The sequence below is a fragment of the Actinomycetospora sp. CA-101289 genome (genome assembly GCF_050955895.1).
GTDB lineage: Bacteria > Actinomycetota > Actinomycetes > Mycobacteriales > Pseudonocardiaceae > Actinomycetospora.
On record NZ_CP192093.1, the window covers coordinates 351,859 to 374,070 of the forward strand.

A 22,212-nucleotide genomic window follows, 5' to 3' on the forward strand; every position below is an offset into this window, starting at 1 on the left:
CCGGGATGAAGGTGGCCGTGGCGGCCGACAGCGCCGGCGTGGTCCTCAAGGACATCCTCGCCGAGGCGATGCGGGCCGACGACCGGGTCGCCGAGGTGACCGACTTCGGGGTGCCGGACGACGGCGACGAGCGCGCCTACCCGCTGCTCGGGCTCGAGGCGGCGAAGGCGGTGGCCGACGGCCGGGTGGACCGGGCCGTGCTCTGCTGCGGGACCGGGATCGGCATGGCGATCACGGCCAACAAGGTCGAGGGCGTCCGCGCCACCGTGGCCTACGACCCGTACTCGGTGGAGCGCTCGATCAAGTCCAACGACTGCCAGGTGCTGTGCCTGGGCGGGCGGGTGATCGGGGCGGAGCTGGCCAAGAAGATCGTCGACGACTGGCTCGGCTACACCTTCGACCCCGCCTCGGCCTCCGCCGAGAAGGTCGCCCACATCACCGAGTACGAGCAGCAGCGGACCGGGAAGGACCTGCCGTGACCCGTGTGCTCGCCGCGGGCGACCACTTCGTCGCCCCCCGGCTCTTCGACACCGCCCTGCGGGGCGAGCCGGGCCTGCCCGGCGACCTCGACGTCACCCACCTCACCGCGGGCTGGCCCACCGAGCCCTTCGGCCCGGTCGGCACCGGCGACTCACGGGTCGAGGAGGCCTCGGGCACCGAGGACGACCTCGTCGCCGCCCTCGACGGCGTGCGGGTCTGCCTGACCCAGATGGCGCCCTTCACCGCCCGCGTCTTCGACGCCAGCCCCGCGCTGGAGATGGTCGCGGTCTGCCGCGGCGGCCCCGTGAACGTCGACCTCGCCGCGGCCGACCGCGCCGGCGTCGCCGTGACCCAGGCCCCCGGGCGCAACGCCGCGGCCGCCGCCGAGTACGCGGTGGGCATGGCGCTCGCCGCGCTGCGCCGCATCCCGTTGGCCGCCGCCGAGCTGCGCGAGGGGCGCTGGCGCGGCGACTTCTACGACTACGACGAGGCCGGCCTGGAGCTCGACGGGGCGACGGTGGGGCTCGTCGGCTACGGCGCGATCGGGCGCATCGTGGCCCGGGTGCTGCGCGCGTTCGGGGCGACCGTGCTCGTCGCCGACCCCTACACCGACCGCGCCACCGCCGAGACCGACGGCGTCCGGCTGGTCGAGCTCGACGAGCTGCTGCGCGCGTCGAGCGTGGTCAGCCTGCACGCCCGCCTGTCGGACGAGACCCGGGGCATGATCGGCGCCCGCGAGCTCGACCTCATGCCCGACGGCGCGGTGCTGGTCAACACGGCACGCGGCGGCCTGCTCGACCACGCCCCCCTGCCCGAGGCCCTGCGCTCCGGGCGCCTCGGCGGGCTGGCGCTCGACGTCTTCGACGTGGAGCCGCCACCGGAGGACTGGCCGCTGCGCGACGCGCCCAACGTCGTCGCCACCCCGCACCTCGCCGGGGCCACGCGCCAGACCGCGCACCGCGCGGCCGCCATCGCCGCCGGCGAGGCCGGCCGGTTCCTGCGCGGCGAGGCGGTGTGCCACCCGGCGAACGAGACGGCCCGGAACGCCCAGGGGGTGGCGTCGTGATCGTCGGGGTGGACGTCGGCACGTCGATGACCAAGGCCGACGCCTACGACGACGACGGGCGCAAGCTCGCCTCGGCCGAGCGGGCGTCGCGCCTCGAGCAGTACCCCGACGGCCGGGTGGAGCAGGACCTGGAGGACGTCGTCGCCTCGGTCGCCGACGTCATCCGCCGCGTGGTCGCGGAGGTCGACCGGCCCGTGCGCGCGCTGGCGCTCACCGGCCAGGGCGACGGGCTGTGGCTGCGCGACGCCGACGGGATGGCGGTGCGCCCGCCGATCTCGTGGCTCGACGACCGCGCCGGCGACGTGGTCCGGCGCTGGCAGGACGACGGCACCGTCGCCGAGGTCTACCGGCGCACCGGCACCGGGCTCTTCCCCGGCTGCCACGCCCCGCTGCTCACCGCGCTGGAGCGCGACGAGCCGGAATCGCTCGAGCGCGCCGCCGTCGCCGGTTACTGCGTCGACGCGCTCGTGCAGCGGCTCACCGGCGTCATCACCGTCGACGCCTCCGACGCCTCGCTGCCGTTCCTCGACGTGGTGTCGCGGCGCTACGACGACGGCGCGCTCGCCGCCTGCGGCCTCGAGCACCGCCGCGGTCTGCTGGCCGAGCCGGCGCCCTCGCACGCGGTGTTCGCGCTGGACCGCCGCGGCGCGGAGATCACGGGGCTGCCCGAGGGCACGCCGGTCACCGGAGGACCGTTCGACCTGCCGGCCTGCGCCGTCGGCGCCGGGCTCTCCACCCCGGGCGACGGCCTGCTGATCATCGGCACCACGCTGGCCTGCGAGGTCTTCACCGACCGCGTCGACCCCGACGTCGTCCCCGAGCCGGCCGGGATGTGGCTGTGCACGCCCGAGGAGGGCGTGTGGCTGCGGGCGATGCCGGCGATGGTCGGCACCGCCGGGCTGGACTGGCTGCTCGACTTCATGGGCGTCGGCATCGACGCCCTCGGCGACCTGCTGGCCGGCACCGCGCCCGGCGCGGGCGGGGTCTCGGCGCTGCCGTTCCTGTCGGCGTCGGGGGAGCGGGCGCCGTTCGTCGACACCCGCGCCCGCGGTCAGATCGAGGGCGTCACGCTGAGCACGAGCCGCGGCGACGTCGTCCGCGCGGTGTGCGAGGGCATCGCCTACACCGCCAAGCACTGCTTCGAGCGCGCCTCGTCCTCGGCCGACGGCGAGGGCCGCCTCGTGGCGTGCGGCGGCGGCTCGCGCTCCGGACCGTGGGCGCAGATCTTCGCCGACGTCCTCGACCGCCCGCTCGTGGTGCCCGACGACCCGGGCCTCGGCACGCGGGGCGCCGCGGTGACCGCGGCCCGCGCGCTCGGCGACGACCTCGACCCCGCCGCCTGGGCGGCCCCGTCCCGCGTCGTCGAGCCGTCGAACCACGCCCGGCAGCGCTACGCCGACGGCTACCTGCGCTACCGCGCGCACGTCGACACCGCCCGCGACTTCTGGGCCCGCCAGGCCGAGGGTTTCCGCCGCGGGCCCGAGCCCGGCCCCGTCCGCCCGGAGGTGACCCCGGCATGAGCGCGCTGTTCGGCCTCACCGACCGCACCGTGCTCGTGACCGGGGGCGGCAGCGGCATCGGCCAGCGCGTCGCCCGTGAGACCCCGATGGGCCGCATGGGGACCCCGGACGACCTCGTCGGGCCGGTCGTCTTCCTGCTCTCCGACGCCGCGTCCTACGTGACCGGCACCGACCTGCTCGCCGACGGCGGGTTCACCGGGTGGTGAACGGGGTCGACGCGGGCGAGCTCGCGTCCACCCGCGCCGCGATCGTCGACCACGCGCGGCGGCTCGTGGCCGACGGCCTCGTGGTGGGCACAGCCGGCAACCTCTCGGCCCGGGTGGGCGAGATGGTCGCGGTGACGCCCTCGGGCGTCGACTACGCGGCGATGGCCCCCGAGGACGTCGTGCTCGTCGACCTCGACGGCACCGTCGTCGACGGGCACCTCAAGCCCACCAGCGAGCTGCCGCTGCACCTGCTCTGCCACCGCCGCCACGACGCGCGCGCGGTCGTGCACACCCACTCCGCCGCGGCGGTGGCGCTGTCGCTGCTGCGCGACGACGTGCCGCTCGTGCACTACCAGACCGCGATCTTCGGCGGCCGGGTCGCGGTGGCCGACTACGCGCCGTTCGGCACCGACGAGCTCGCCGCGAACGTCTCGGCCGCGCTCACCGACCGGACCGCGGCGGTGATGCGCCACCACGGCACGCTCGTCCTCGCCGACACCCTCGCGGTCGCCGACGTCGGCGCCCGCCACCTGGAGTGGCTGTGTGACGTGTGGCTGCGCGCGGCGGCCGTGGGGTCGCCGCGTGAGCTCTCCGACGACCAGGTCGCCGACGTCGCCCGCCGGCTCGCCGGGTATGGGCAGACGCCGGGTCGTTAGACGGGCAGGCGCCGGAAGACCGGGCGCGGGATGTGGCGCAGCACCGACATCACCGCGCGCAGCGGGGCCGGCGCCCAGACCAGCTCCTTGCCCTTGGTGACGGCGTCGACGGCGATCTCGGCGACCTTCTCCGGCGTGGTCGAGAGCGGGGCGGGGTCCATCCCGGCGGTCATCTTCGAGTGCACGAAGCCGGGGCGCACGATCGTCACGCCGATCCCGTCGCCGCGCAGGGCCTCGGTGAGCCCGGTGTAGAAGGCGTCCATGCCGGCCTTGGTGGAGCCGTAGACGAAGTTCGAGCGCCGCGCGCGCTCCCCGGCCACGCTCGACAGGGCGACGATCCGCCCGTGGCCCTGCGACCGGAACTCGGCGGCCAGCGCGACGCCCACCGACACGGTCGCCACGTAGTTGACCTCGGCGAGCTCGACGGCGACGTCGATGTCCTGCCAGGCCTTCTCCTGGTCGCCGAGCAGCCCGAACGCCACCACGGCGACGTCGATGTCGCCGCCGGCGAACGCCTTGCGGACGGCCTCGGTGTGCACCGCGGCGTCGCGGGCGTCGAACTCGACGGTCTCCACCGTCGCGCCGGCGCGGGTGAGGCGGGCGGCGGCGTCGGCGAGACGCGGCGACTGGCGACCGGCCAGCACCACGCGCACCGGACCGCCGGTGAGGTAGCGCTCGGCGATCGCGAGGCCGATCTCGGACGTGCCGCCCAGGAGCAGCAGGGACGTCGGGTGGCCGACGGCGTCGATCATGGTTCTCCTCAGGGGGTGAGCCGGAGGCGGCGCGACATGTCCGACGCGAACACGCCGTCGGGGTCGGCGGCGTCGCGGATCTTGCGCCACTCGTCCAGCCGCGGGTACATGGCGGCGAAGGTGTCGGGGTCGGTGCGCGAGTCCTTGGCGGTGTAGAGGCGCCCGCCCATGGCCAGCACGCGCTCGTCGAGGGAGCGGCAGAACGCGCCCAGGCCCTCGACGATCGGGAAGTCGACGCAGATGTTCCAGCCGGGCATCGGGAACGACAGCGGCGCCCGATTGCCCTCGCCGAACTTCTTGAAGACGTTGAGGAACGAGACGTGCCCGGACTCGGCGATGTCGCGCACGATCGCCCGAAACTCGGCCTCGGCCGCCAGCGGGACGATGAACTGGTACTGCAGGAAGCCCTTCGAGCCGTAGGCCCGGTTCCAGTCCCCGAACAGGTCCAGCGGGTGGTAGAAGGCCGTGAGGTTCTGGATCTGGCCGCGCTTGTTCTTCGTCTTGCGGTAGTACAGCTCGCCGATGGCCGAGAACGTCAGCTTGTTGGCCAGCCCGTTGGGGAAGACGTCGGGCAGGTCCACCAGCGTCGGCGCGTCGAACTTCAGCGGGTCGCGGCGCAGCGTCGCGGGCAGCTCGTCGAGCCGCGCCAGCGAGCCGCGGCCCAGCGCCGCGCGGCCCAGCTTCCGGCCGGTCGAGATCGAGTCGAACCACGCCGACGAGTAGTCGTAGGCCTCGTCCGAGCCGTCGGAGAAGCGCTCGATGGTCTCGTCGAGGTCCGCGGTGCGCTCGGTGTCGGCGACGAAGTAGGCGGTCTCGGTCTTCGTCATGCGGATCGTGGCGCGCAGGATGACGCCGGTCAGCCCGATGCCGCCGACCGTCGCCCAGAACAGCTCGGACTCCTGGCCGTCGGGCTCGAGGCGGCGGACCTCGCCCGAGGCGAGCATGAGGTCCATCGACACGACGTGGTCGCCGAAGCTGCCCGCCGTGTGGTGGTTCTTGCCGTGGATGTCGTTGGCGATGGCCCCGCCGATGGTCACCTGGCGGGTGCCCGGCAGCACCGGCACCCACAGGCCGAACGGCAGGGCGATGCGCATGAGGCGGTCGAGCGAGACGCCGGCGTCGAGGTCGACCAGCCCGGTCTCGGCGTCGACGCCGTGGACCCGGTCGCGCGCGGTCATGTCGAGCACGAGCCCGCCGGCGTTCTGGGCGGTGTCGCCGTAGGACCGCCCGAGGCCCCGCGCGATCACGCCGCGGCGTCCGGCCCCGGCGAGCGCCTCCGCCAGCGCCGGGGTGGAGGCGACGTCGTCGCCGGTGAGCACGGTGGCCCGGCTCGGGGCCGTGCGGGCCCACCCGGCGAGCGTCTTCACGGAGCGTGGCATCCCGCGCGAGTCTAGGGGGTGTCCAGGACCGGGACTCCCGCGCGTCCCGTCCGCGCCCACCCGGCGACGGTCTCCTCGCCCACCTGCGGCGACAGGGCCCCGAGCGGCAGGCGCGGCACCCAGCGCGCGAGGCCGACGGCGTCGCGGGTCGGGTCGCCGTCGAGGTACACCGGCAGGCGCACCTCCTCGACGAGCAGCCGCGGGGTGAGGAACGGGCCGCCGGTGGTGGGGGAGACCGCGATCTCGCCCGCGTCCGAGAGCCCGGGCGGGGTGAGCCGCCACGGGGGCACGGCCGCCGTGCCCCCGGTGAGCGCGGGCGGGCGCAGGCACGGGAACACCACGGCGACGGGCCAGTCGACGAGCGCGGTGCTGCCCGGGGCGACGACGTCGTCGAACGGCACCGTGCGCGGCACGCGGGGGACGCTGACGGCGAGCGGGAGCTCGGGGGTCTGCCCGGTCGGGCTCGCGACCTGCGCGTCGGCGGCGTCGCGCGCGGCGCTCGTGGCCCGCACCCGCACGAGCGTCGCGCCCTCGGGGGCCAGGGCGCGCAGGTCGCGGGGGGCGACGCCCGCGGTCGGCCCGCCCGGTCCCTCGGTGCGCGGGGGGTCGGTGGGCGAGGCGGCGAACTCGAGCGCGACGGCGCCCCGGCTGATGCTGCCGCTGACCGCGACGACCACGGGCGCGCGCCGCTCCCGCGCCTCGGGCGGCAGCACGAACCATCCCGACAGCAGCGTGGCGGGGCCCGTGGCGGCGGGGGTCGGGGGCGCCGCCCACCCCGGCAGCTCCGTCCCCCCGATCCGCAACGGCACCGGGGCCGGCGTGTCATCTGTGGTCGGCGTGAATGCCAGCGTGGCGGCCACGCTGGCGTTCAACGCCAGGAAATCACCCAGCTCGCCCGAGGGTGGGCCGGCGGGCAGCAGCCCGGCGCGCGGGTCGGTCTCGACGGCGAGGTCCGAGGCCAGCCCGCACGGGTCCCCGCCCAGCGCCGCGAGCGAGTCCGAGCCGTAGCTGAACGTCCCCCGCCGGTCGGCGGTGACCTTGAGGAACGACCCGCCCTCGATCGCGATCACCGCGACGACGAGCACCAGCGCCAGCGCGCCCGGCGCGAGCACCCGCGCCGCCCGCCGCGGCAGCCGCCCGCGCGTCCCCACGACCACCGCGAGCACGAGCGTCCCGGCGATCGTCACCGGCAGCGCGATGTTCGCCAGCGGCACCCGCGCGATCTGCGGCGGGATGTCGTTCCAGAACACGCCCCACGCCGACGCGTAGGCCCACTGGTTGTAGCCGGTGAGCACGAGCGTCGTCACCAGCCCGAACCCGCCGAGCAGCGCGACCAGCGCCGGCCCGCGCAGACGCTCCACGGCGGTGACGACCCGCGGCGACCACAGCACCACGAGCAGCGTCAGCACCGCGGTCCCGACGCCCGCGAGCTCGCCGAAGTGCAGCGTCCACTTCGTCGGGCTGACGATCAGCGTCACCGGCCCGAGCGCGGTCACCGCGAGCAGCCGCCGCGCCGGCCCGGTCGCCACCCCGGCGCGCACCCGCGCCGCGAGCAGCGCCCACGCCACGGCGGGCAGCGCGAGCAGCGTCAGCAGCACGGCCAGCCGCGCGCCGAGCCCGCCCTGCACGTTGCCCGGCTCGACGAGCGAGGCGTAGCGCGAGAGCTCCTGCCACCACGGCTGCCCGCCGCCGATCAGCTGGCGCACCCGCGTGGCCTCGAGCAGCCCCGCGAGCGACTGGTCCGCGGCCATCGGCAGCACCGCGACGGACAGGCCCGCCACGACCACGAGGACCCGCGTCCACCCGTCTCGGAAACGCGCCAACGCCGGCAGCGCCACCAGCAGCGGGGCGAGCCCCAGCAGCGCGCCGGGCGTCAGCGCCACCGTGAACCCCGCCAGCACCGCCGCGCCCAGCAGCGGCAGCAGCGCCCGCGTCGCGACGGCCCGCTCCGCGCACACCCAGACTGCGAGCACCCCCAGCGCCAGCCACGGCTCCGGGCGCAGCGAGAGCCCGAACGGCGCCCACCACGCCGCGAACGCCGCCGCGGCCACCCACGTCGTCCCCGGCCGGCGCAGCGCCGGGCCGAGCCGGGGCAGGGCGTGGCGGCGCAGCAGGAACCACAGCAGCAGGCCCAGGACGGTCGCGGGCACGCGCAGCCACAGCACCGACGCCGCCGGGCCCGGCGCGAGCGACGCCCACGCCCGCACCACCTCGTAGAACCAGCTGAACGGCGCCTCGGGCGCGTTGAGCCAGCGGTACACGTTGCCCGTGAACCCGTTCTCGCCGCGCGAGCGCAGGATGCCGGCGATGTAGCCGTCGTCGACGGTCGCGGGCCCGACCACCGCCCACCCGGCGAGCCCGAGCGCCACGACGCCGTCGACGACCCGCACGCGCGAACGCCGGGGCGCGCGCCACGACCGCCCCCGCCCCACGGCGATGACCATCCCCGCCAGCCCCAGCAGCACGCCGAGCCCGAGCAGCAGCTTGAGCACCGAGGGCGTGGTCTGGAACCGCGTGTCCGTCCGCAGGGCCAGCGACAGCCCGTCGGCGCCCGGCGCGCCCGCGATGATCGCCGCGACGACGGGCCGCACGTCGCCCTCGCGCGTCGCCACGACCCGGCCGTCGAGCGCGACGGTGGTCCGCTCCGGCGTCGACGCCACGGTCAGCGTGCACGGTCCCGCGGGTCGGGGAACGGCGGCGAGCACCTCGCCGTCGCTGGTCACGAGCACGCCCCCGGGCACCGGGCGCACGGTCAGGCCGCCGACCGGGGCGGGCGGGGTGCCGGGCGGCGTCGTCGCCAGCGTGGCCGCGCCGGGCGGGGTGGCGTCCAGCGCCGCGCAGCTCACGGCGGCGTCGAGCGCGACCGGCTCGTAGGGCATCAGGGGCAGCGCGACCGCCGTCTGCCCCGGCGCCTGGGGCCACGCGAACGTGACGACGGGCTGGCTGACCGGGGCGAGCGGGAAGAGGATCGCGCACAGCAGCGTGAGCACCGCGGACGCGAGCAGCAGCCCGCGCCCGCGAGCCCTACCCGAGGTACTCACGTCCCGAGTAGGCCTCCGAGGCCAGGGTCGCGAACTGCTGCAGGCCGCTGCGGCTCACCCGGCCGACGGTGAGGTCGTAGCCGTCGGTGGGCTGGTCGTAGACGATCCGGTCGACGTTGCCCCAGGGCAGCGCCGGCACCCCGCCCGGCGTGATGGCGGAGAACGGGCGCACCGTCGCCCACGTCCGCTCCGACTGCACCATCGTCCCGCCCCACGACTCGTAGGTCGGGTTGGTGAGGATGAACTCCGGGGTGCCCTCGGCGGCGATCAGCCGCAGGGTCGGCGTGGGCGCGATGCCGTCGCGCACCGCGACCTGGTCGACGCACGGCCAGAGCACGGACGAGAGCTGGTCGCCGAACACCCCGCCGGCGACGTCCGACGCGGGACGCCCCGCGGGCCCGGTCAGCGCCGACACCGGCTGCAGCCGCGCGAGGTGCGGCGCCGCGACCGCGAGCGAGCTGTCGGGTCCGGCGACGCGGTCCTCGACCTGCAGGCGCACCGCGGTCGGCCGGCTGCCGGGCAGCTGGACGGGGATCTCCTGCCACTGCCGCGCCGTGAACCCGGGACCCGGCGTCACCGCGACCGACTCGGCCTCCACCGGCGCCGCCGGGTCGCCGGACCCGAACTGGACGACGATCCGCTGGCGGTCGGGGTCGTTGCCGGCGACGGGGACGGTCAGGTGCGTCGGCGCGTCGGGGTCCTGCGGGTCGGCGGCCGGCAGCGGGTACCAGCCGGTGGTCAGCGTCCCGAGTCCCGTGACGCCGGCGGGCGGCGTCGTCGGGTCGGTGCCGGGCACGAGCTCGACCTGGTCGTGCCACACCGCGCCCGGACCGGGGGCGGGCAACGGGGCGGGGTCGTCGAGGGCGAGCGCGAAGTCGCCCGCGCGCTGGTCGGGCGTGGTCTGCGCGCCGAGGTCCCCCGGGGTCCGCGCCATGACGAACACGGCCTCGGACAGCCCGCACCCGCGCCCGGTGAGCGCCTGCAGCTGGCTGCCCGCCACCGTCCACCCCGGCGACTGCCGGATCGGCGCCAGCACCATCACCCAGACCATCAGCCCGACGAGCACGGCCGTCGCGGTGACGAGCACGGCCCGCTCCGGGGTCACCCCGTACGTCCGGCGCCCCTGGCGCCGGCGCCACGCCAGCCACAGCCCGGCCGCCGCCGCGAGGAGCAGCCACCACCAGACGTCGCGCAGGTAGAACTCGTTCCAGTGCGGGGCGAGCATCTCGAGGTCGAGCATCGAGATCTCGGGGTCGAGGTGGTCGCCGTAGAGCTGGCCGCGGTCGCTGTAGGGCTTCCAGACGTTGGGCGCGGCGAAACCGAACACGGTCGCGCCGGCGATCAGGGCCACCGACGCCCCCGTGACCAGCGCGCCCGGCCGGCGCGGCAGCGGCGAGCGCAGCAGCGTCAGCGCGAGCAGCACGGTGGCCGGCGCGGCGACGGCGCCGAAGTGGTTGACCCACTTCGTCGGGCCCAGCGCCAGCAGGCCGAGCGCGACGGCCGTGGTCACCGCGGCGGCGAGGGTCGCGTCGCGCAGCCGCCCGCCGGCGGGGCCCTGGCGGCCGCTGCCGATGGAGACGACCACGAGCAGCACCACGGTCAGCAGCACCGGCAGCCGCCGGCCCCAGGTCCCGGTCTCGATGAGGGTCCGGTAGTGCGCCCACTCCTCGTACCAGGGGAAGGTCAGGTAGTACCAGCTGTGCACCGCGGTGGCCTCGACGACGTCACCGAGGGTGGCGTCGCCGAAGCCGATGGGGATGGCGATCGTGCCGGCGGCGATCACCGCGCCCGCCGCGCCCAGACGCGAGCGCCAGCCGTGCGCGACCAGCCAGCGCCAGAGCCAGGGCAGCGCGACGACCACGGGGGCGGCGGCCACGAGCCCCGACGGCGAGACGGTGACCGCCAGCGCGGCCAGCGCCGTCGCCGGGATCAGGAGGCCGACGGCCTCGCGCCGGCGTGCGACCTCGGCGAGCACCAGCACCGCCGCGGCCAGCGGGACGATGACCACCTCGGGGCGCAGCGCCATCCCGTACGGCAGCCACCACGCGAGGTGCGCGAGCAGCAGCGCCCACGCCACCCCGGGCAGGCGCCCGGCGCGCCCGAGCAGCGCGACCAGCAGCATCCGCAGCAGCCACCACGTCGCCAGCCCGAGCACCAGGGGCAGCAGGCGCATCCACATCAGGCCCCACCCGGGCAGGCCGATCGCCTCGCCGAGGTGCCCCCACACGGCCATGAGGTACTGCGTCAGCACGAACGGGTTCTCCGTCGTGTTGAACATGTAGATCTGGTTGCCGATGTAGCCGGTGGGCGTCGCGCCGCGCGCCATCAGCAGGTACCAGGAGTCGTCGTTCTGCAGCGGCCCGAGCACCACCCAGGCGGCGGACACGAGCAGCACGACGGCGTCGGCCGGGTGGAACCGCGGACGCTCCACACGCGGGCCGCGGCCACGCCAGCGCCGGGTCGCGAGCCAGAGCGTGGCGCCGAGGGCCAGCGCGTGCAGCACCAGCAGGGTCAGCTTGAACGCGCTCGGCACCGACGAGTAGCGGTCGTCGGTGTGGATCGTCGCGGCCAGGCCCGGCGTGCCCGGCGCGTCCGTCGCGAGCTCGGCGACCTGCGGGACGAGCGCGCCCGGCCGGTCGACGAGCACCTGCCCGTCGCGGGACACCCGCGTCCCGGCCTGGTCGGCGACGACGCGGTAGGTGCAGTCGCCGAGCGGGAGCAGCTCGTCGAGCAGCGTGTCGCCCGAGCTCGTGACGACCACCCGGCCGCCGCTGGTGACGACGCGCAGGCCCCGGCCGGGCGTGCCGGCGGAGGCCGGCTCGGTGCGCAGCCCGTCCCCGCCCGCGCGCAGGGCGGCGCACGGCACGTCGGCGGTCAGGGACAGCGGTCGGTACGGGGTGAGCGGGATGCTCGTCGACGTCGCGGGCGCCCCGGCCTTCGGCCAGGTGACGACGGGGTCGTCGGCGAGCACCGGGGCGAGCGGGATCGCGAGCCCCAGCACGACGGTGAGCGCCGCGAGCGCCGCCAGCCACCACCCACCGGTGCGCGGGCCCCGGCGCGGCGGCCCGGACGGCTCATCGTGGGGTCCCGCGCCCGGAGCCGGGTCGGCCCGGTCCTCCTGCGCTGCCACCACGGCCATGGGTCGCGACGATATCGACGGGCCCGGGACGCACCCCGACGAGGTCGGCGTGGCGAGCTGCGACCCGGGGCCAGCTCCGCTGCGCTGCGTGTCCCTCGTACCCTCGGGGCATGACCGTCACCGGCCCGGACACCGGCGAGCGGCCCGCCCCCCTGGGGCTCGGGGCCCAGATCGTGCGGTTCGTCGCGATCGGCGCCGTCGCGGCGTCGGTCGACCTCGGCTTCTACGCGGGGCTGCTGGCGCTCGGCGTCTGGGCGCCGCTGGCCAAGGCCGTGTCGTTCATCCTCGGCACCACGACGGCGTACCTGCTCAACCGCCGCTTCACCTTCGCCTCCTCGTCCGGGGGCACGGGCAAGTTCCTCGGCTTCGTCCTGCTCTACGGCTCGACCTTCGCCGTCAACGTCGGCGTCGCGAGCCTCGTGCTGGCCGTCATGCACGCGCCGTCGGTGAACCCGGGCGTGCTCGCGGGCTTCCTGTCCTGGTTCATCGCCCAGGCCTGCGCGACGACGATCAACTTCGTCGTCATGCGCACCGTGATCTTCCGCGACTGAGCCTCAGCGCTCCGGCGACGGCGTCCCCGGCGGCGGGTTGCCGATGGGGCCGGGGGTGTACGTCCCCCACACCTCGCGCTCTCCGCGCTCCACGGTCGGCGACGCCGCGTCGGGCGTGTACGGGTCGAGGCGCTCGACGATGCCCCAGTCGCGCTGCGGCTGGCCCTCGAGGTAGGTCGGGAGCTCGGTGCGCCGCTCGAGGATCTCGATCCACCCCAGCGGTCCGCCCGCGTTGGCCGACGACCAGTTCACCCCACCGGGGCGCAGCTGGCTGGCGTCGGCGATGAGGCGGTAGCGCGCCACCTCCGCGATCCCGTCGCGCACGTCGAACGGCCGCAGGCACGGGCTCGCGAACTGCACCGGCCACTCGAGGTAGCCCGGGTTCTCCGGCCCGAGGATCTCGGTCAGCGGCACGAGCTGCGGTGCGCGCATGGGCGCCACGGCGAGCCAGCCGTCGGGCCCGAGCGCGCGGTCCTGGGCGATGAGGCGCACCTCGTCGGCCTGGGCGCCGGCGCCGGTGGCGAGGTTGAGCCGAATCTCCCGCCACCCCGGCTCACCGAACGCCCCGTCGTCGATCCCGTCCTGCCCGAGGATCTGCACGCGGCCGTCGGGCAGGCGGTCGGCGAACTGGATGGTGAGGAAGTTGCCGCCGTTGAGGCGCCCGGCGACCGAGAGCACCAGCGGCGTCGCGCCGCTGCGCAGGTCGTCGTCGAGCTGGTACCAGTCGGTGCGCAGGACGCCGGTGCCCCCGCCCGCCGCGTACGAGCCGAGCGCCTGGTCGGCGAGCCCGTTGCGCAGCGAGTACTCGACGCCCGACACCCCGGTGCCGCCCCCGACGGGCGGGGCGGCGCCGGCCGCGGAGAACCCGGTGCTGCCGGGCTGCGGGTCGACCAGCTGCGCCTCGGGCGCCGACGCCGGCACGGAGCCGGGCGGCAGCGGCGCGGGGGTCGGGGCCGCCGCGGCGCCGGGCGTGGTGCTCGTCGTCGTGCTGCTGGGCGGGGTGGTGGTCGTGGTCCCGCCGCCGTCGGTGATCGCCCCGCCGGAGCCGCCGGACGCGGTCGCGCCCGTCGCGGGGTCGGTGGTCGGCGTGGGGGTCGGCGGCGCGACGGTGGGCAGCACGCCCGGCGCGGACGGCGCGAGGCCGGTGGGGGCGGGCGCGGCGGCGAGGACGCCGGCGAGCGTCGAGCCCTCCACACGCACCCGCTCGGCGAGCCCGCAGCTCCCGCCGAAGGGGTGCTCGAGGACGTCGCTGCCGAGGGAGAAGCTGCCCTCCTGCGCCTCGATCCCGTCGACCATCGACATCATCTCGAACGCCAGCAGCGCCGCGCAGACCAGCGCGATCGGCGCCGACCCGATGCGCAGCGCCCGCGCCCGGCGCTCGACGGTCGAGCCGCCGCGGGTGCGCCGCAGCCGGCCCAGCGCCTCGCGCGGGGGCTTGAGGACGGCCCCGACCGCGGCGGACGCCGCCGAGGGCTCGGCGGCCTCGGTGTCCGGGTCGCCGTTGACCGGGACCCGCGGCGCGCCCCGGATGTGCTCGATCCCCGCGAACACCAGCAGGAGGATCGCCACGCCGAGGCACAGCGTGTAGATCGGCCACGGCGCGGTGAGGCCGTAGCCGAACGGCCAGCCGTCCCAGAACACCGGGCCGCCGCTGAACGGCACGCCCCAGTTGTTCGTGTACCACCAGGTGTTCGGGCCGGTGAACGCCAGCGCGAGCACCACGAACAGCGCCGCGAGGAACAGCAGCCGGTTGCGGCGCGAGCGCAGGACGTCCGACGACGTCGCGAGCGCCGTCAGTGCGGCCATGCCGGCGCCGAGGGCGGCGAACGCCCCGAAGTGGTGCGTCCACTTTGTGGGGGTCAGGGCGAGGACGGCGAACGCGATGACCGACGAGCCGATGAGGCGCTGCGAGGGGCCGAGGGCGGCGCCGGCGATCTTGTCGCGGCGCAGCAGCACGACGATGCACACGGCGATCCCGAGCATCAGCAGCAGCACCGGGAAGCGCCGTTCCAGCGAGCCGTCGGCCGCGGTCCCGAACAGCGACTGGTAGCGCACGACCTCCTGGAACCAGCTCCAGTTCGGCCCCATCAGCGTGCGCAGGCGGGTCGCCTCCCACACCGCGGACCACGTCTGGTCGGCGAAGACCACCACGAGCACCAGCAGGCCGGCCGCGAACACCGGCGCGAGCACCGGCAGCCAGCCGCCGAAGCGGACGCGCTCCATCACCAGGCGCCACAGCGGGCGCGCGGAGGCGAGGAACGGGGCGACGGCGATGAACCCGGTCGGCGTCGCGGCGACCGCGAACGCGGCGGCCATCAGCCCCAGCGCCACCGGGGCGAGTCGCCGCGTCGCCACCCCGCGCTCGACCGCGCAGAACGCGAGCAGCGCCGAGATGACGACGACGGGCTCGGGGCGCAGCCCGTTGTTGTAGGGCAGCCAGAACGCGAGGAACACCATCGCCGCGGCCCACGCCGCCGCCTTCGACCGCCGGACCTGCTGGCCCAGGCGCGGGAGCATCTCGCGGCTGATGAGGATCCAGGACACGATCCCCATGAGCAGCGACGGCACGCGCAGCCACAGCACCGAGTCGTCGACGCGGATCCACAGCGCGTAGATCTCGTAGAACCAGCCGAACGGTGCCTCGGGGACGTTGAACCAGCGGTAGTAGTTGCCGATGAAGCCCGCCGACTCGCGGGCGCGGGCGATGCCGAGGATGTAGCCGTCGTCGGAGGTCTGGCTGCCGATCACAGCCCACACGGCGAGCACGGCGGTGACGACGAGGTCGCGGCTCGTGGGCCACCACCAGCCCTTGGGCGCGAGCCGCGGCGCCCGGCGCCCGGCGCGCACGTCGAGCGCGTGCAGCGCCCACACCCCGCCCATCGCCGCCAGCACGGCGAAGAGCCCGGCCAGAACCTTCAGCGTGGTCGGCGTCGTCTCGAAGCGCGTGTCCGGCGTGATCGACACCGCGACGCCGGCGACGTCGTCACGGGAGTCGTCGAGGTCGGAGTAGATGCCGACGACCTGCGGGCGCGCGTCGAACGGCAGCCGGATCTGCTGCCCGACGCCGAGGTCGACGAGCGTCGAGAAGGCGTCGGAGGTGATGCGCACCGTGCAGTCGCCGGTCGGCACCGCCGCGGTGGCCATCTGCTGGCCGAGGTCGTTGAGGACGAGCTGGCCGTTCTCGACGGTGAGGCGCATCCCGACCTGCGGCCCGTCGGGCGACAGCGGCGGGTAGGTCGAGACGACGGTGGCCGCGGGCACGTTGCGCGCGTCGAGGTCCTGCACCGCGCGACAGGGCACCGTGATGCTCATCGTCTCGGGCCGGTACACCACCAACGGGGCGTCGACCGGACGGGTACCCGTGGTGGCGCTCGGCCACAGGATCGTCGAGGTCTCCTGCACCACCGGCAGGATGGGGAACAGCACCCCGAGGACCGTCCCGAGCAGGCCCAGCCCGACGGCGAGCAGGCGCAGCCACCGGGGCCCGCGGGTGGGGCGACGTCCGGGCGGGGTCTCGGCGGCGTCGTCGCCCGGACGCACCGGGCTGACGGCCTGTTCCGAGGTCAGCACGCTGCGAGGTTAGTCCGGGGCCCGGAGACGCCCGTGAGGTGTCCCGGTGTGGGTGACCGCGCCCACCCCGCTCACCGACGGTGGAAGCGCTCCCGGCGACCGAGGCGCACGAGGGCGAGCCACTCGCGCAGGCCCGCGGGGTCGCGGCGCGAGACGAGGAAGTACCAGGCGAAGCGCAGGTGCTCGATGGCCCCGAACCGGCGCAGTCCCGGCTGCGCCAGCAGGTAGCCGCGGTTGCGATAGGTGTAGTAGCGCTTGGTCGCGTCGCCCGGGTCCTGGGCGTGCAGCCGCCCGCCGAGCATCGGGCGGAACTCCGCGGAGCCGTCGGGGTGCACGTACGCCGTGGTCAGGCACGTCCCGTAGGGAAGCCCGGAGCGCGCCAGGCGCCGGTGCACCTCGACCTCGTCGCCGCGGACGAACAGCCGCAGGTCGGGCACGCCGACGACGTCGAGCGTCGAGGCCCGGAACAGCGCGCCGTTGAACAGGTGCGCGATGCCGGGCATCAGCTCGCCGTCCCCGTAGCCCGCCAGCTCCGAGCGCCGGCGCATCCACCGCAGGCCCTGGCGCAGCGGGAACGCGAGGCGCTCGGGGTCGGCCAGGTCGGCGATCACCGGCGACACCTCGGCGAGCCCGCGCCGGCGCGCGATCTCGAGCAGCGTCGCCAGGACGTGCTCGTCGGCGGGGCGGCCGTCGTCGTCGGCGAGCCAGAGCCAGTCGGTGCCGCGGGCGAGCGCGGTGAGCATGCCCAGCGCGTAGCCGCCGGCGCCGCCCAGGTTGTGGTGCGAGGGCAGGTACGTGACGGGCAGCCCGCAGTTCTCCACGACCTCGCGCGTCGCGTCGTCGGGCCCGTTGTCGACGACGACGAGGTGGTCGGGCCTGCGGGTCTGCTTCGCGATCACCGCGAGCCCGTCGACGAGCAGCTCGGCGCGGTGGCGGGTGACGACGACGGCGACGACCGTCTCGCCGTCGGGCGCCACGGTCACCCGCCGGCCTCGACGCCGTCGAGGCGGCGCAGCGTCTCCGGGCTCAGGTTCTCGAAGACGTCGCGGCCCTTGTAGTGGCTGACGACCTCGCGCAGCGGGCCCTGCTCGCGCATGACCCCGCCGTCCATCCAGATCGCGGTGTCGCAGAGCTCGACGAGGAACTCGTCGGAGTGCGACGCGAACACGAGGATCCCGGAGCGGCCCACCAGGTCGCGCAGGCGGTCGCGGGCCTTCTCGAGGAACGCCGCGTCGACGGCGCCGATGCCCTCGTCGAGGATGAGGATCTCGGGGTCGATCGAGGTGACGACGCCCAGCGCGAGCCGCACGCGCATGCCCGTCGAGTAGGTCCGCAGCGGCATGTCGAGGTAGTCGCCGAGCTCGGTGAACTCGGCGATCTCGTCGACGCGGCGCTCCATCTCGCGGCGGTTCATGCCGAGGAAGAGCCCACGGATGAGGATGTTCTCGTAGCCGGAGATCTCCGGGTCCATGCCGACGGCGAGGTCGAACACCGGCGCCACGCGACCGCGGATCGACGCCCGCCCGCGCGTCGGCTCGTAGATGCCCGCGAGCAGGCGCAGCAGCGTCGACTTGCCCGCGCCGTTGTGCCCGACGAGCCCGACGCGGTCGCCCTCGCGCAGCGTGAGGTCGATGTCGCGCAGCGCCTCGACCACCGGCACCTTCTGCTCGCTGATCCGCCCGCCCGCGCGACCGAGGACCGACTTCTTCAGCGACCTGTTCTTGGCGTCGAAGATCGGGAACTCGACGGAGGCCCCGCGGACCTCGATGCTGACCATCGCGCTCACACCCAGTACGCGACGCGGGATCGGTAGTTGCGCAGCGCCACGAGCGCCAGTGTCCACCCCACCACGGTGATGCCGCCGACGACCGCCCAGTGCGTCCAGCTCTGGACCTGGCCGACCAACGGCGCCCGGAAGATCTCGATGAAGTGGTAGAAGGGGTTGAGCTTGGCCAGCTGCTCGATGATCGACTTGGTGCTCCCGGGCGCGCCGCCGCTGAGCAGATCGGTGGTCCAGATGATCGGCGTCATCGTGAAGAACAGCTGCATGAAGCTCGAGACCACCGGCGGGATGTCGCGGAAGCGCGCCGAGATGATCCCGAACAGCAGCGTCACCCACAGTCCGTTGATCACGATCAGCACGAACGCGGGGATCGCAAGCAGCGCCCACCAGCTCAGGCCGGGGTGCAGGATGCCGGGCGTCCCGCCGGTGCCGGGCACGACGTTGATCATCCGGTAGGGCTCGTCGAGCTGGGTGAAGAAGATCGCGAGCACGACCACGTAGACCACGACGTTGTGGGCGAAGAAGAGGATCTGCCGCCACACCGTCCGGAAGACGTAGATCATCAGTGGCGCGGGCAGGAAGCGGATGAGGCCCTCGTTGGCGATGAAGGTCTCGGTGCCCTCCAGCACGCAGGCGCTGATGAAGTACCAGATCATGAAGCCGACGGTCACGTACGGCATGAACGTGCCGATGGGCTGGCCGAAGAGCTGGGAGTACAGCCCGCCGAGCGCCGCGGCCGTGACGGCCATGCTGATCGTGATCCACAGCGGGCCGATCACCGAGCGGCGGTACCGCTGCTTGATGTCCTGCCAGCCCAGGTGACCCCAGAGCTCGCGCTGGGCGACGGCCTTGCGGATGTCGTCGAACGCACGTCCCCAGCTGCGCGGTGACGGCGCGTTCTCGACGGACGCCGGGTCGTCGGCGTCCTGGCGCGCGAGTGCGGGGACGGCCACGTCGGGTGAGGGTACCTGCGCACCCGGTGTGCGCCGGGAGCCCACGTCGCGGGCCTGTCGCGCCGGTCCCGCGCTCAGAGGTACTGGCCGGTCGTACCGCCGCCGGCGGCCGCCGACGCGCCACTGGGCAGCCCGCGCCGCATCTGCTCGAGCTGCACCTTGGCGGCCATCTGCTGGGCCACGAGCGCGGTCTGGATGCCGTGGAACAGGCCCTCGAGCCAGCCGACGAGCTGGGCCTGGGCGACGCGCAGCTCGCCCGCCGACGGGGGCTCCTCGCCGCCGAAGGGCTCGACGAGCCGCTCGAGCTCCTCGCGCAGGTCGGGCGAGAGCGCCGACTCGAGCTCGCGCAGCGACGAGGCGTGGATCTCGCGCAGCCGCCCGCGGCTGGCGTCGTCGAGGTCGGTGCCGCGGACCTCCTCGAGCAGCTGCTTGATCATCATGCCGATGCGCATGACCTTGGCGGGCTCCTCGACCGAGCCCGAGAGGTCCTCGCGCTCGGCGGGCGCGCCGGCGCCGTCGGCAGCGCCGTCGCCGTCCGCGCCGTCCTCGCCGCCGCCGGGGACCCGCACCGTCCCCACCGGCTGGCCGTCGGGGCCCACGACCATCACCTGGTCGCCGGGCGTGGGACTGCGGTCGCCGGTGGCCTCGCTCATGCCCTCCATCCTCCACCCGTCGGCGAGCGGCGCCCGTCCGGCGCCCCGCGGCGTCCCCTGAGCTGACCACCGTCGCCGCCCGGTGGGGCGCTCCGTACCCTCCGAAGGCGTGTCCTTCGACGTCGCCCGGGTCCGCGGCCTCGTGCCGGCCCTGGGCGACGGATGGGCGCACCTCGACGGGCCCACCGGGATGCAGATCCCCGAGCAGGTCGCCACCGCCGTGTCCTCGGCGCTGCGGGCGCCCGTCTCGCGGCCGGGTGGGGTCTACCCGGCGTCCAAGCGCGGCGGCGCCATCGTCGAGGCCGCGCGCCGGTCGATCGCCGACCTCGTGGGCGCCGACCCCAAGGGCGTCGTGCTCGGCCCCGGCCCGGCGCCGCTGATCGAGCGCCTCGCCGACGCGCTGGGCGCCGACTGGGCCCTCGGCGACGAGGTCGTGGTCTCCCGCCTCGACGACCTCGCCAACGTCGCGCCGTGGGAGCGCGCCGCGCACCGGGCCGGCGGGCGGCTGCGCACCGCCGAGATCGACGTCGAGACCTGCGAGCTCCCCAGCTGGCAGTTCGACGAGCTGCTGGGCGAGCGCACCCGCGTCGTCGCGGTCACCGCGGCGTGCCCGGCGATCGGGACGCGCACCGAGGTGGCCGCCATCGCCCGCAAGGTGCACGCCCTGCCGCACCGGGGCACGGGCATCGAGCCGCTGATCGTCGTCGACGCCAGCGCCGCCGCGCCGTACCTGCCGCTGGACCTCGAGACGATGGGCGCCGACGTCATGGTGCTCTCGGCCGCGGCGTGGGGCGGGCCGTCCGTGGGCGCGCTGGTGTTCCGCACGCCCGACCTGCTCGACCGCCTGCCCGCCGCCTCGCTCGACGCCTCCGCCCGCGGACCCGAGCGCCTCGAGGTGGGCGACGCCCCGTGGGCCCTGCTCGCCGGGCTCGTCGCGTCGGTGGACTACCTGGCCGACCTCGACGACACCGCCCAGGGCTCGCGCCGCGACCGCGTGCTCACCTCGATGAGCTCGGTGCGCTCGCACCAGGACGACCTCACGTCCTACCTGGTGTCCGAGCTGCGCTTCCTGCCCGGCGTCATGGTCATCGGCGAGCCGCCGCGCCGCATCCCGGTCGTCGCCTTCACGGTCGCCGGGCGCACCGCCCGCGAGGTCGCGGAGCGCGTCGCCGAGCACGGCGTCTGCGTCGTCACCGACACCGGCGACAGCGGCGCGCTCGAGGTCCTGGGCGGGGCCGAGGTGGGCGGCGTCGTGCGCGTCGGGCTGGCGCACTACAGCACCCGCGCCGAGATCGACACCCTGGTGAGCGCGCTCGCCCGGTTGTAGGTGCGCTGCGCGCACGTGAGCAGAAATCGGTGCTCCGGCACCAAGTGGTGCTCACGTGCGCTCGCGCACCCCTCACTCGTCGCGCACCACGAGCACGATCTTGCCGATGACGCCGCCCTCGTCGAGCGCCGCGTGGGCGCGCGCGGCCTCGGCGACCGGGACGTACTCGTGGATCACCGGGCGCACCTCGCCCCGGCCGATGAGCGGCCACACCTGGTCGCGGGTGCCGGCGACGATCGCGCCCTTGCCGTCGGGGCCCTCGACCTCGCGCCCGCGCAGGGTCGTGGCGCTGATCGACAGGCGCCGGCCGAGCATCGCCCCGAGGTTGATCTCGGTCTTCGCCCCGCCCATCAGCCCGATGATCACCAGGCGCCCGCCGATCGCGAGCGCCGTGAGGTTCGCCTTGAGGTTCGAGGCGCCCATGTTGTCGAGGACGACGTCGACGCCCCGGTCGTCCGTGGCGCTCGCGACCTCGCTGGGCAGGTCGTCGTGGTAGTCGATCGCGACGTCGGCGCCCAGGTCGAGGCAGGTCTGCAGGCGCTCGGGGGAGCCGGCGGTGGCCAGCACGCGCGCACCGAGGGCCTTGCCGATCTGGATCGCGTGGGTCCCGATGCCGCCGGTCCCGCCGTGCACGAGCAACGTCTCGCCCGCCTGCAGGCGCCCCGCCAGCGTGAGGTTCGACCACACCGTGCACGCGACCTCGGGCAGCCCGCCGGCGTCGGTCAGCGAGACGCCGTCGGGGACGGGCATCAGCTGCGGCGCGGGCACCGCGACCTTCTCGGCGTAGCCGCCGCCGGCCAGCAGCGCGCAGACCGGGTCGCCGACCGACCAGCCCTCGACGTCGTCGCCGAGCGCCGCGATGCGCCCCGCGCACTCCAGCCCCGGGATCTCCGACGCCCCGGGCGGCGGCGGGTAGTTGCCCTGGCGCTGCAGGACGTCGGCGCGGTTGACCGCCGAGGCGACGACGTCGACGACGACCTCGCCGGGACCGGGTTCCGGGTCGGGGTGCTCGGTCCACTCGAGGACGTCGGGACCGCCGGGCTCGCGGATGCTGATCGCGTACACGGCGCGCGACGCTAGCGCCGACGGGCGCCCGCCGCGTCCCGTACCACGGGTAGGTCCTTCCGCAGTACCAT

17 protein-coding genes are annotated in these 22,212 nt (G+C 75.3%); 7 read left to right on the forward strand and 10 right to left on the reverse strand.

What is annotated here, in order from left to right; genetic code table 11:
- Window positions 1-5: 5 nt before the first annotated feature.
- Genes ACQPX6_RS01675 through ACQPX6_RS01695 form a run of 5 tightly spaced genes read left to right on the forward strand, consistent with a single transcriptional unit; the run spans window position 6 to window position 3,928 of the window.
- Window positions 6-479 carry an RpiB/LacA/LacB family sugar-phosphate isomerase gene (locus tag ACQPX6_RS01675; RefSeq protein WP_433788164.1) on the forward strand — a complete coding sequence of 158 codons (474 nt, stop codon included), beginning with the start codon at window positions 6-8 and terminating at the stop codon, window positions 477-479.
- Window positions 476-1,546 carry a 2-hydroxyacid dehydrogenase gene (locus tag ACQPX6_RS01680; protein ID WP_433785000.1) on the forward strand — a complete coding sequence of 357 codons (1,071 nt, stop codon included), beginning with the start codon at window positions 476-478 and terminating at the stop codon, window positions 1,544-1,546. Before ACQPX6_RS01675 ends, ACQPX6_RS01680 begins: the two co-directional genes overlap by 4 nt.
- Window positions 1,543-3,066 carry an FGGY family carbohydrate kinase gene (locus ACQPX6_RS01685; RefSeq protein ID WP_433785001.1) on the forward strand — a complete coding sequence of 508 codons (1,524 nt, stop codon included), beginning with the start codon at window positions 1,543-1,545 and terminating at the stop codon, window positions 3,064-3,066. Before ACQPX6_RS01680 ends, ACQPX6_RS01685 begins: the two co-directional genes overlap by 4 nt.
- The gene (locus tag ACQPX6_RS01690) at window positions 3,063-3,272 is read left to right on the forward strand and encodes an SDR family oxidoreductase (protein ID WP_433785002.1); all 210 of its coding nucleotides are present in this window, start codon (window positions 3,063-3,065) and stop codon (window positions 3,270-3,272) included. Before ACQPX6_RS01685 ends, ACQPX6_RS01690 begins: the two co-directional genes overlap by 4 nt.
- Window positions 3,266-3,928, forward strand: a complete 663-nt coding sequence (locus tag ACQPX6_RS01695) for a class II aldolase/adducin family protein (protein WP_433785003.1) — start codon at window positions 3,266-3,268, stop codon at window positions 3,926-3,928. Before ACQPX6_RS01690 ends, ACQPX6_RS01695 begins: the two co-directional genes overlap by 7 nt.
- Here ACQPX6_RS01695 and ACQPX6_RS01700 read toward each other — a convergent pair.
- From ACQPX6_RS01700 to ACQPX6_RS01715, 4 genes are read right to left on the reverse strand one after another with little or no spacing between them, the layout of a single operon-like run.
- Complete coding sequence (locus ACQPX6_RS01700; RefSeq protein ID WP_433785005.1) at window positions 3,925-4,680, reverse strand: decaprenylphospho-beta-D-erythro-pentofuranosid-2-ulose 2-reductase; 756 nt, start codon at window positions 4,678-4,680, stop codon at window positions 3,925-3,927. The genes ACQPX6_RS01695 and ACQPX6_RS01700 overlap by 4 nt on opposite strands.
- Before the next feature lie 8 nt (window positions 4,681-4,688).
- On the reverse strand, window positions 4,689-6,059 hold the full coding sequence (locus ACQPX6_RS01705; RefSeq protein ID WP_433785006.1) for an FAD-binding protein: 1,371 nt from the start codon (window positions 6,057-6,059) through the stop codon (window positions 4,689-4,691).
- Between the two features lie 11 nt (window positions 6,060-6,070).
- Window positions 6,071-9,100 (reverse strand): arabinosyltransferase domain-containing protein, encoded by a 3,030-nt coding sequence (locus ACQPX6_RS01710; RefSeq protein ID WP_433785007.1) that lies wholly within the window; start codon window positions 9,098-9,100, stop codon window positions 6,071-6,073.
- Window positions 9,084-12,239: an arabinosyltransferase domain-containing protein gene (locus ACQPX6_RS01715; RefSeq protein WP_433785008.1), complete on the reverse strand. Its 3,156-nt coding sequence runs from the start codon at window positions 12,237-12,239 to the stop codon at window positions 9,084-9,086. Before ACQPX6_RS01715 ends, ACQPX6_RS01710 begins: the two co-directional genes overlap by 17 nt.
- Window positions 12,240-12,349: 110 nt before the next feature.
- Here ACQPX6_RS01715 and ACQPX6_RS01720 point away from each other — a divergent pair, with 110 nt between their 5' ends.
- Window positions 12,350-12,790: a GtrA family protein gene (locus ACQPX6_RS01720; protein WP_433785010.1), complete on the forward strand. Its 441-nt coding sequence runs from the start codon at window positions 12,350-12,352 to the stop codon at window positions 12,788-12,790.
- Window positions 12,791-12,793: 3 nt separating this feature from the next.
- On the opposite strand, the gene ACQPX6_RS01725 is transcribed toward ACQPX6_RS01720, so the two are convergent.
- The 5 genes from ACQPX6_RS01725 to ACQPX6_RS01745 form a co-directional block, all read right to left on the reverse strand.
- Entirely contained in the window at window positions 12,794-16,360 is a 3,567-nt protein-coding gene (locus ACQPX6_RS01725; protein ID WP_433785011.1) for an arabinosyltransferase domain-containing protein, read from the reverse strand.
- A gap of 71 nt (window positions 16,361-16,431) precedes the next feature.
- A complete protein-coding gene (gene glfT1 / locus ACQPX6_RS01730; RefSeq protein WP_433785013.1) occupies window positions 16,432-17,343 on the reverse strand; it encodes a galactofuranosyltransferase GlfT1 in 912 nt (303 codons plus the stop codon).
- Window positions 17,340-18,137 carry a galactan export ABC transporter ATP-binding subunit Wzt/RfbE gene (wzt, locus tag ACQPX6_RS01735; RefSeq protein WP_433788165.1) on the reverse strand — a complete coding sequence of 266 codons (798 nt, stop codon included), beginning with the start codon at window positions 18,135-18,137 and terminating at the stop codon, window positions 17,340-17,342. The genes glfT1 and wzt overlap by 4 nt, the downstream gene beginning before the upstream one ends.
- Before the next feature lie 5 nt (window positions 18,138-18,142).
- A complete protein-coding gene (wzm, locus tag ACQPX6_RS01740; RefSeq protein ID WP_433785015.1) occupies window positions 18,143-19,096 on the reverse strand; it encodes a galactan export ABC transporter permease subunit Wzm/RfbD in 954 nt (317 codons plus the stop codon).
- Window positions 19,097-19,170: 74 nt separating this feature from the next.
- The gene (locus ACQPX6_RS01745) at window positions 19,171-19,758 is read right to left on the reverse strand and encodes a bacterial proteasome activator family protein (RefSeq protein ID WP_433785016.1); all 588 of its coding nucleotides are present in this window, start codon (window positions 19,756-19,758) and stop codon (window positions 19,171-19,173) included.
- Window positions 19,759-19,858: 100 nt separating this feature from the next.
- Between ACQPX6_RS01745 and ACQPX6_RS01750 the strand changes: the two genes are divergently transcribed.
- Entirely contained in the window at window positions 19,859-21,076 is a 1,218-nt protein-coding gene (locus ACQPX6_RS01750) for a cysteine desulfurase-like protein (protein ID WP_433785017.1), read from the forward strand.
- Between the two features lie 72 nt (window positions 21,077-21,148).
- Here ACQPX6_RS01750 and ACQPX6_RS01755 read toward each other — a convergent pair whose 3' ends face one another.
- On the reverse strand, window positions 21,149-22,141 hold the full coding sequence (locus ACQPX6_RS01755) for an NAD(P)H-quinone oxidoreductase (RefSeq protein ID WP_433785019.1): 993 nt from the start codon (window positions 22,139-22,141) through the stop codon (window positions 21,149-21,151).
- Window positions 22,142-22,212: the final 71 nt, after the last annotated feature.

Bases quoted from the DNA above. Each gene is read 5' to 3' on its own strand.
- ACQPX6_RS01675 (WP_433788164.1), top strand. From the start codon at position 6: ATGAAGGTGGCCGTGGCGGCCGACAGCGCCGGCGTGGTCCTCAAGGAC.
- ACQPX6_RS01690 (WP_433785002.1), top strand. From the start codon at position 3,063: ATGAGCGCGCTGTTCGGCCTCACCGACCGCACCGTGCTCGTGACCGGG.
- ACQPX6_RS01700 (WP_433785005.1), bottom strand. From the start codon at position 4,680: ATGATCGACGCCGTCGGCCACCCGACGTCCCTGCTGCTCCTGGGCGGC.
- ACQPX6_RS01705 (WP_433785006.1), bottom strand. From the start codon at position 6,059: ATGCCACGCTCCGTGAAGACGCTCGCCGGGTGGGCCCGCACGGCCCCG.
- ACQPX6_RS01715 (WP_433785008.1), bottom strand. From the start codon at position 12,239: ATGGCCGTGGTGGCAGCGCAGGAGGACCGGGCCGACCCGGCTCCGGGC.
- ACQPX6_RS01720 (WP_433785010.1), top strand. From the start codon at position 12,350: ATGACCGTCACCGGCCCGGACACCGGCGAGCGGCCCGCCCCCCTGGGG.
- wzt (WP_433788165.1), bottom strand. From the start codon at position 18,137: ATGGTCAGCATCGAGGTCCGCGGGGCCTCCGTCGAGTTCCCGATCTTC.
- ACQPX6_RS01745 (WP_433785016.1), bottom strand. From the start codon at position 19,758: ATGGAGGGCATGAGCGAGGCCACCGGCGACCGCAGTCCCACGCCCGGC.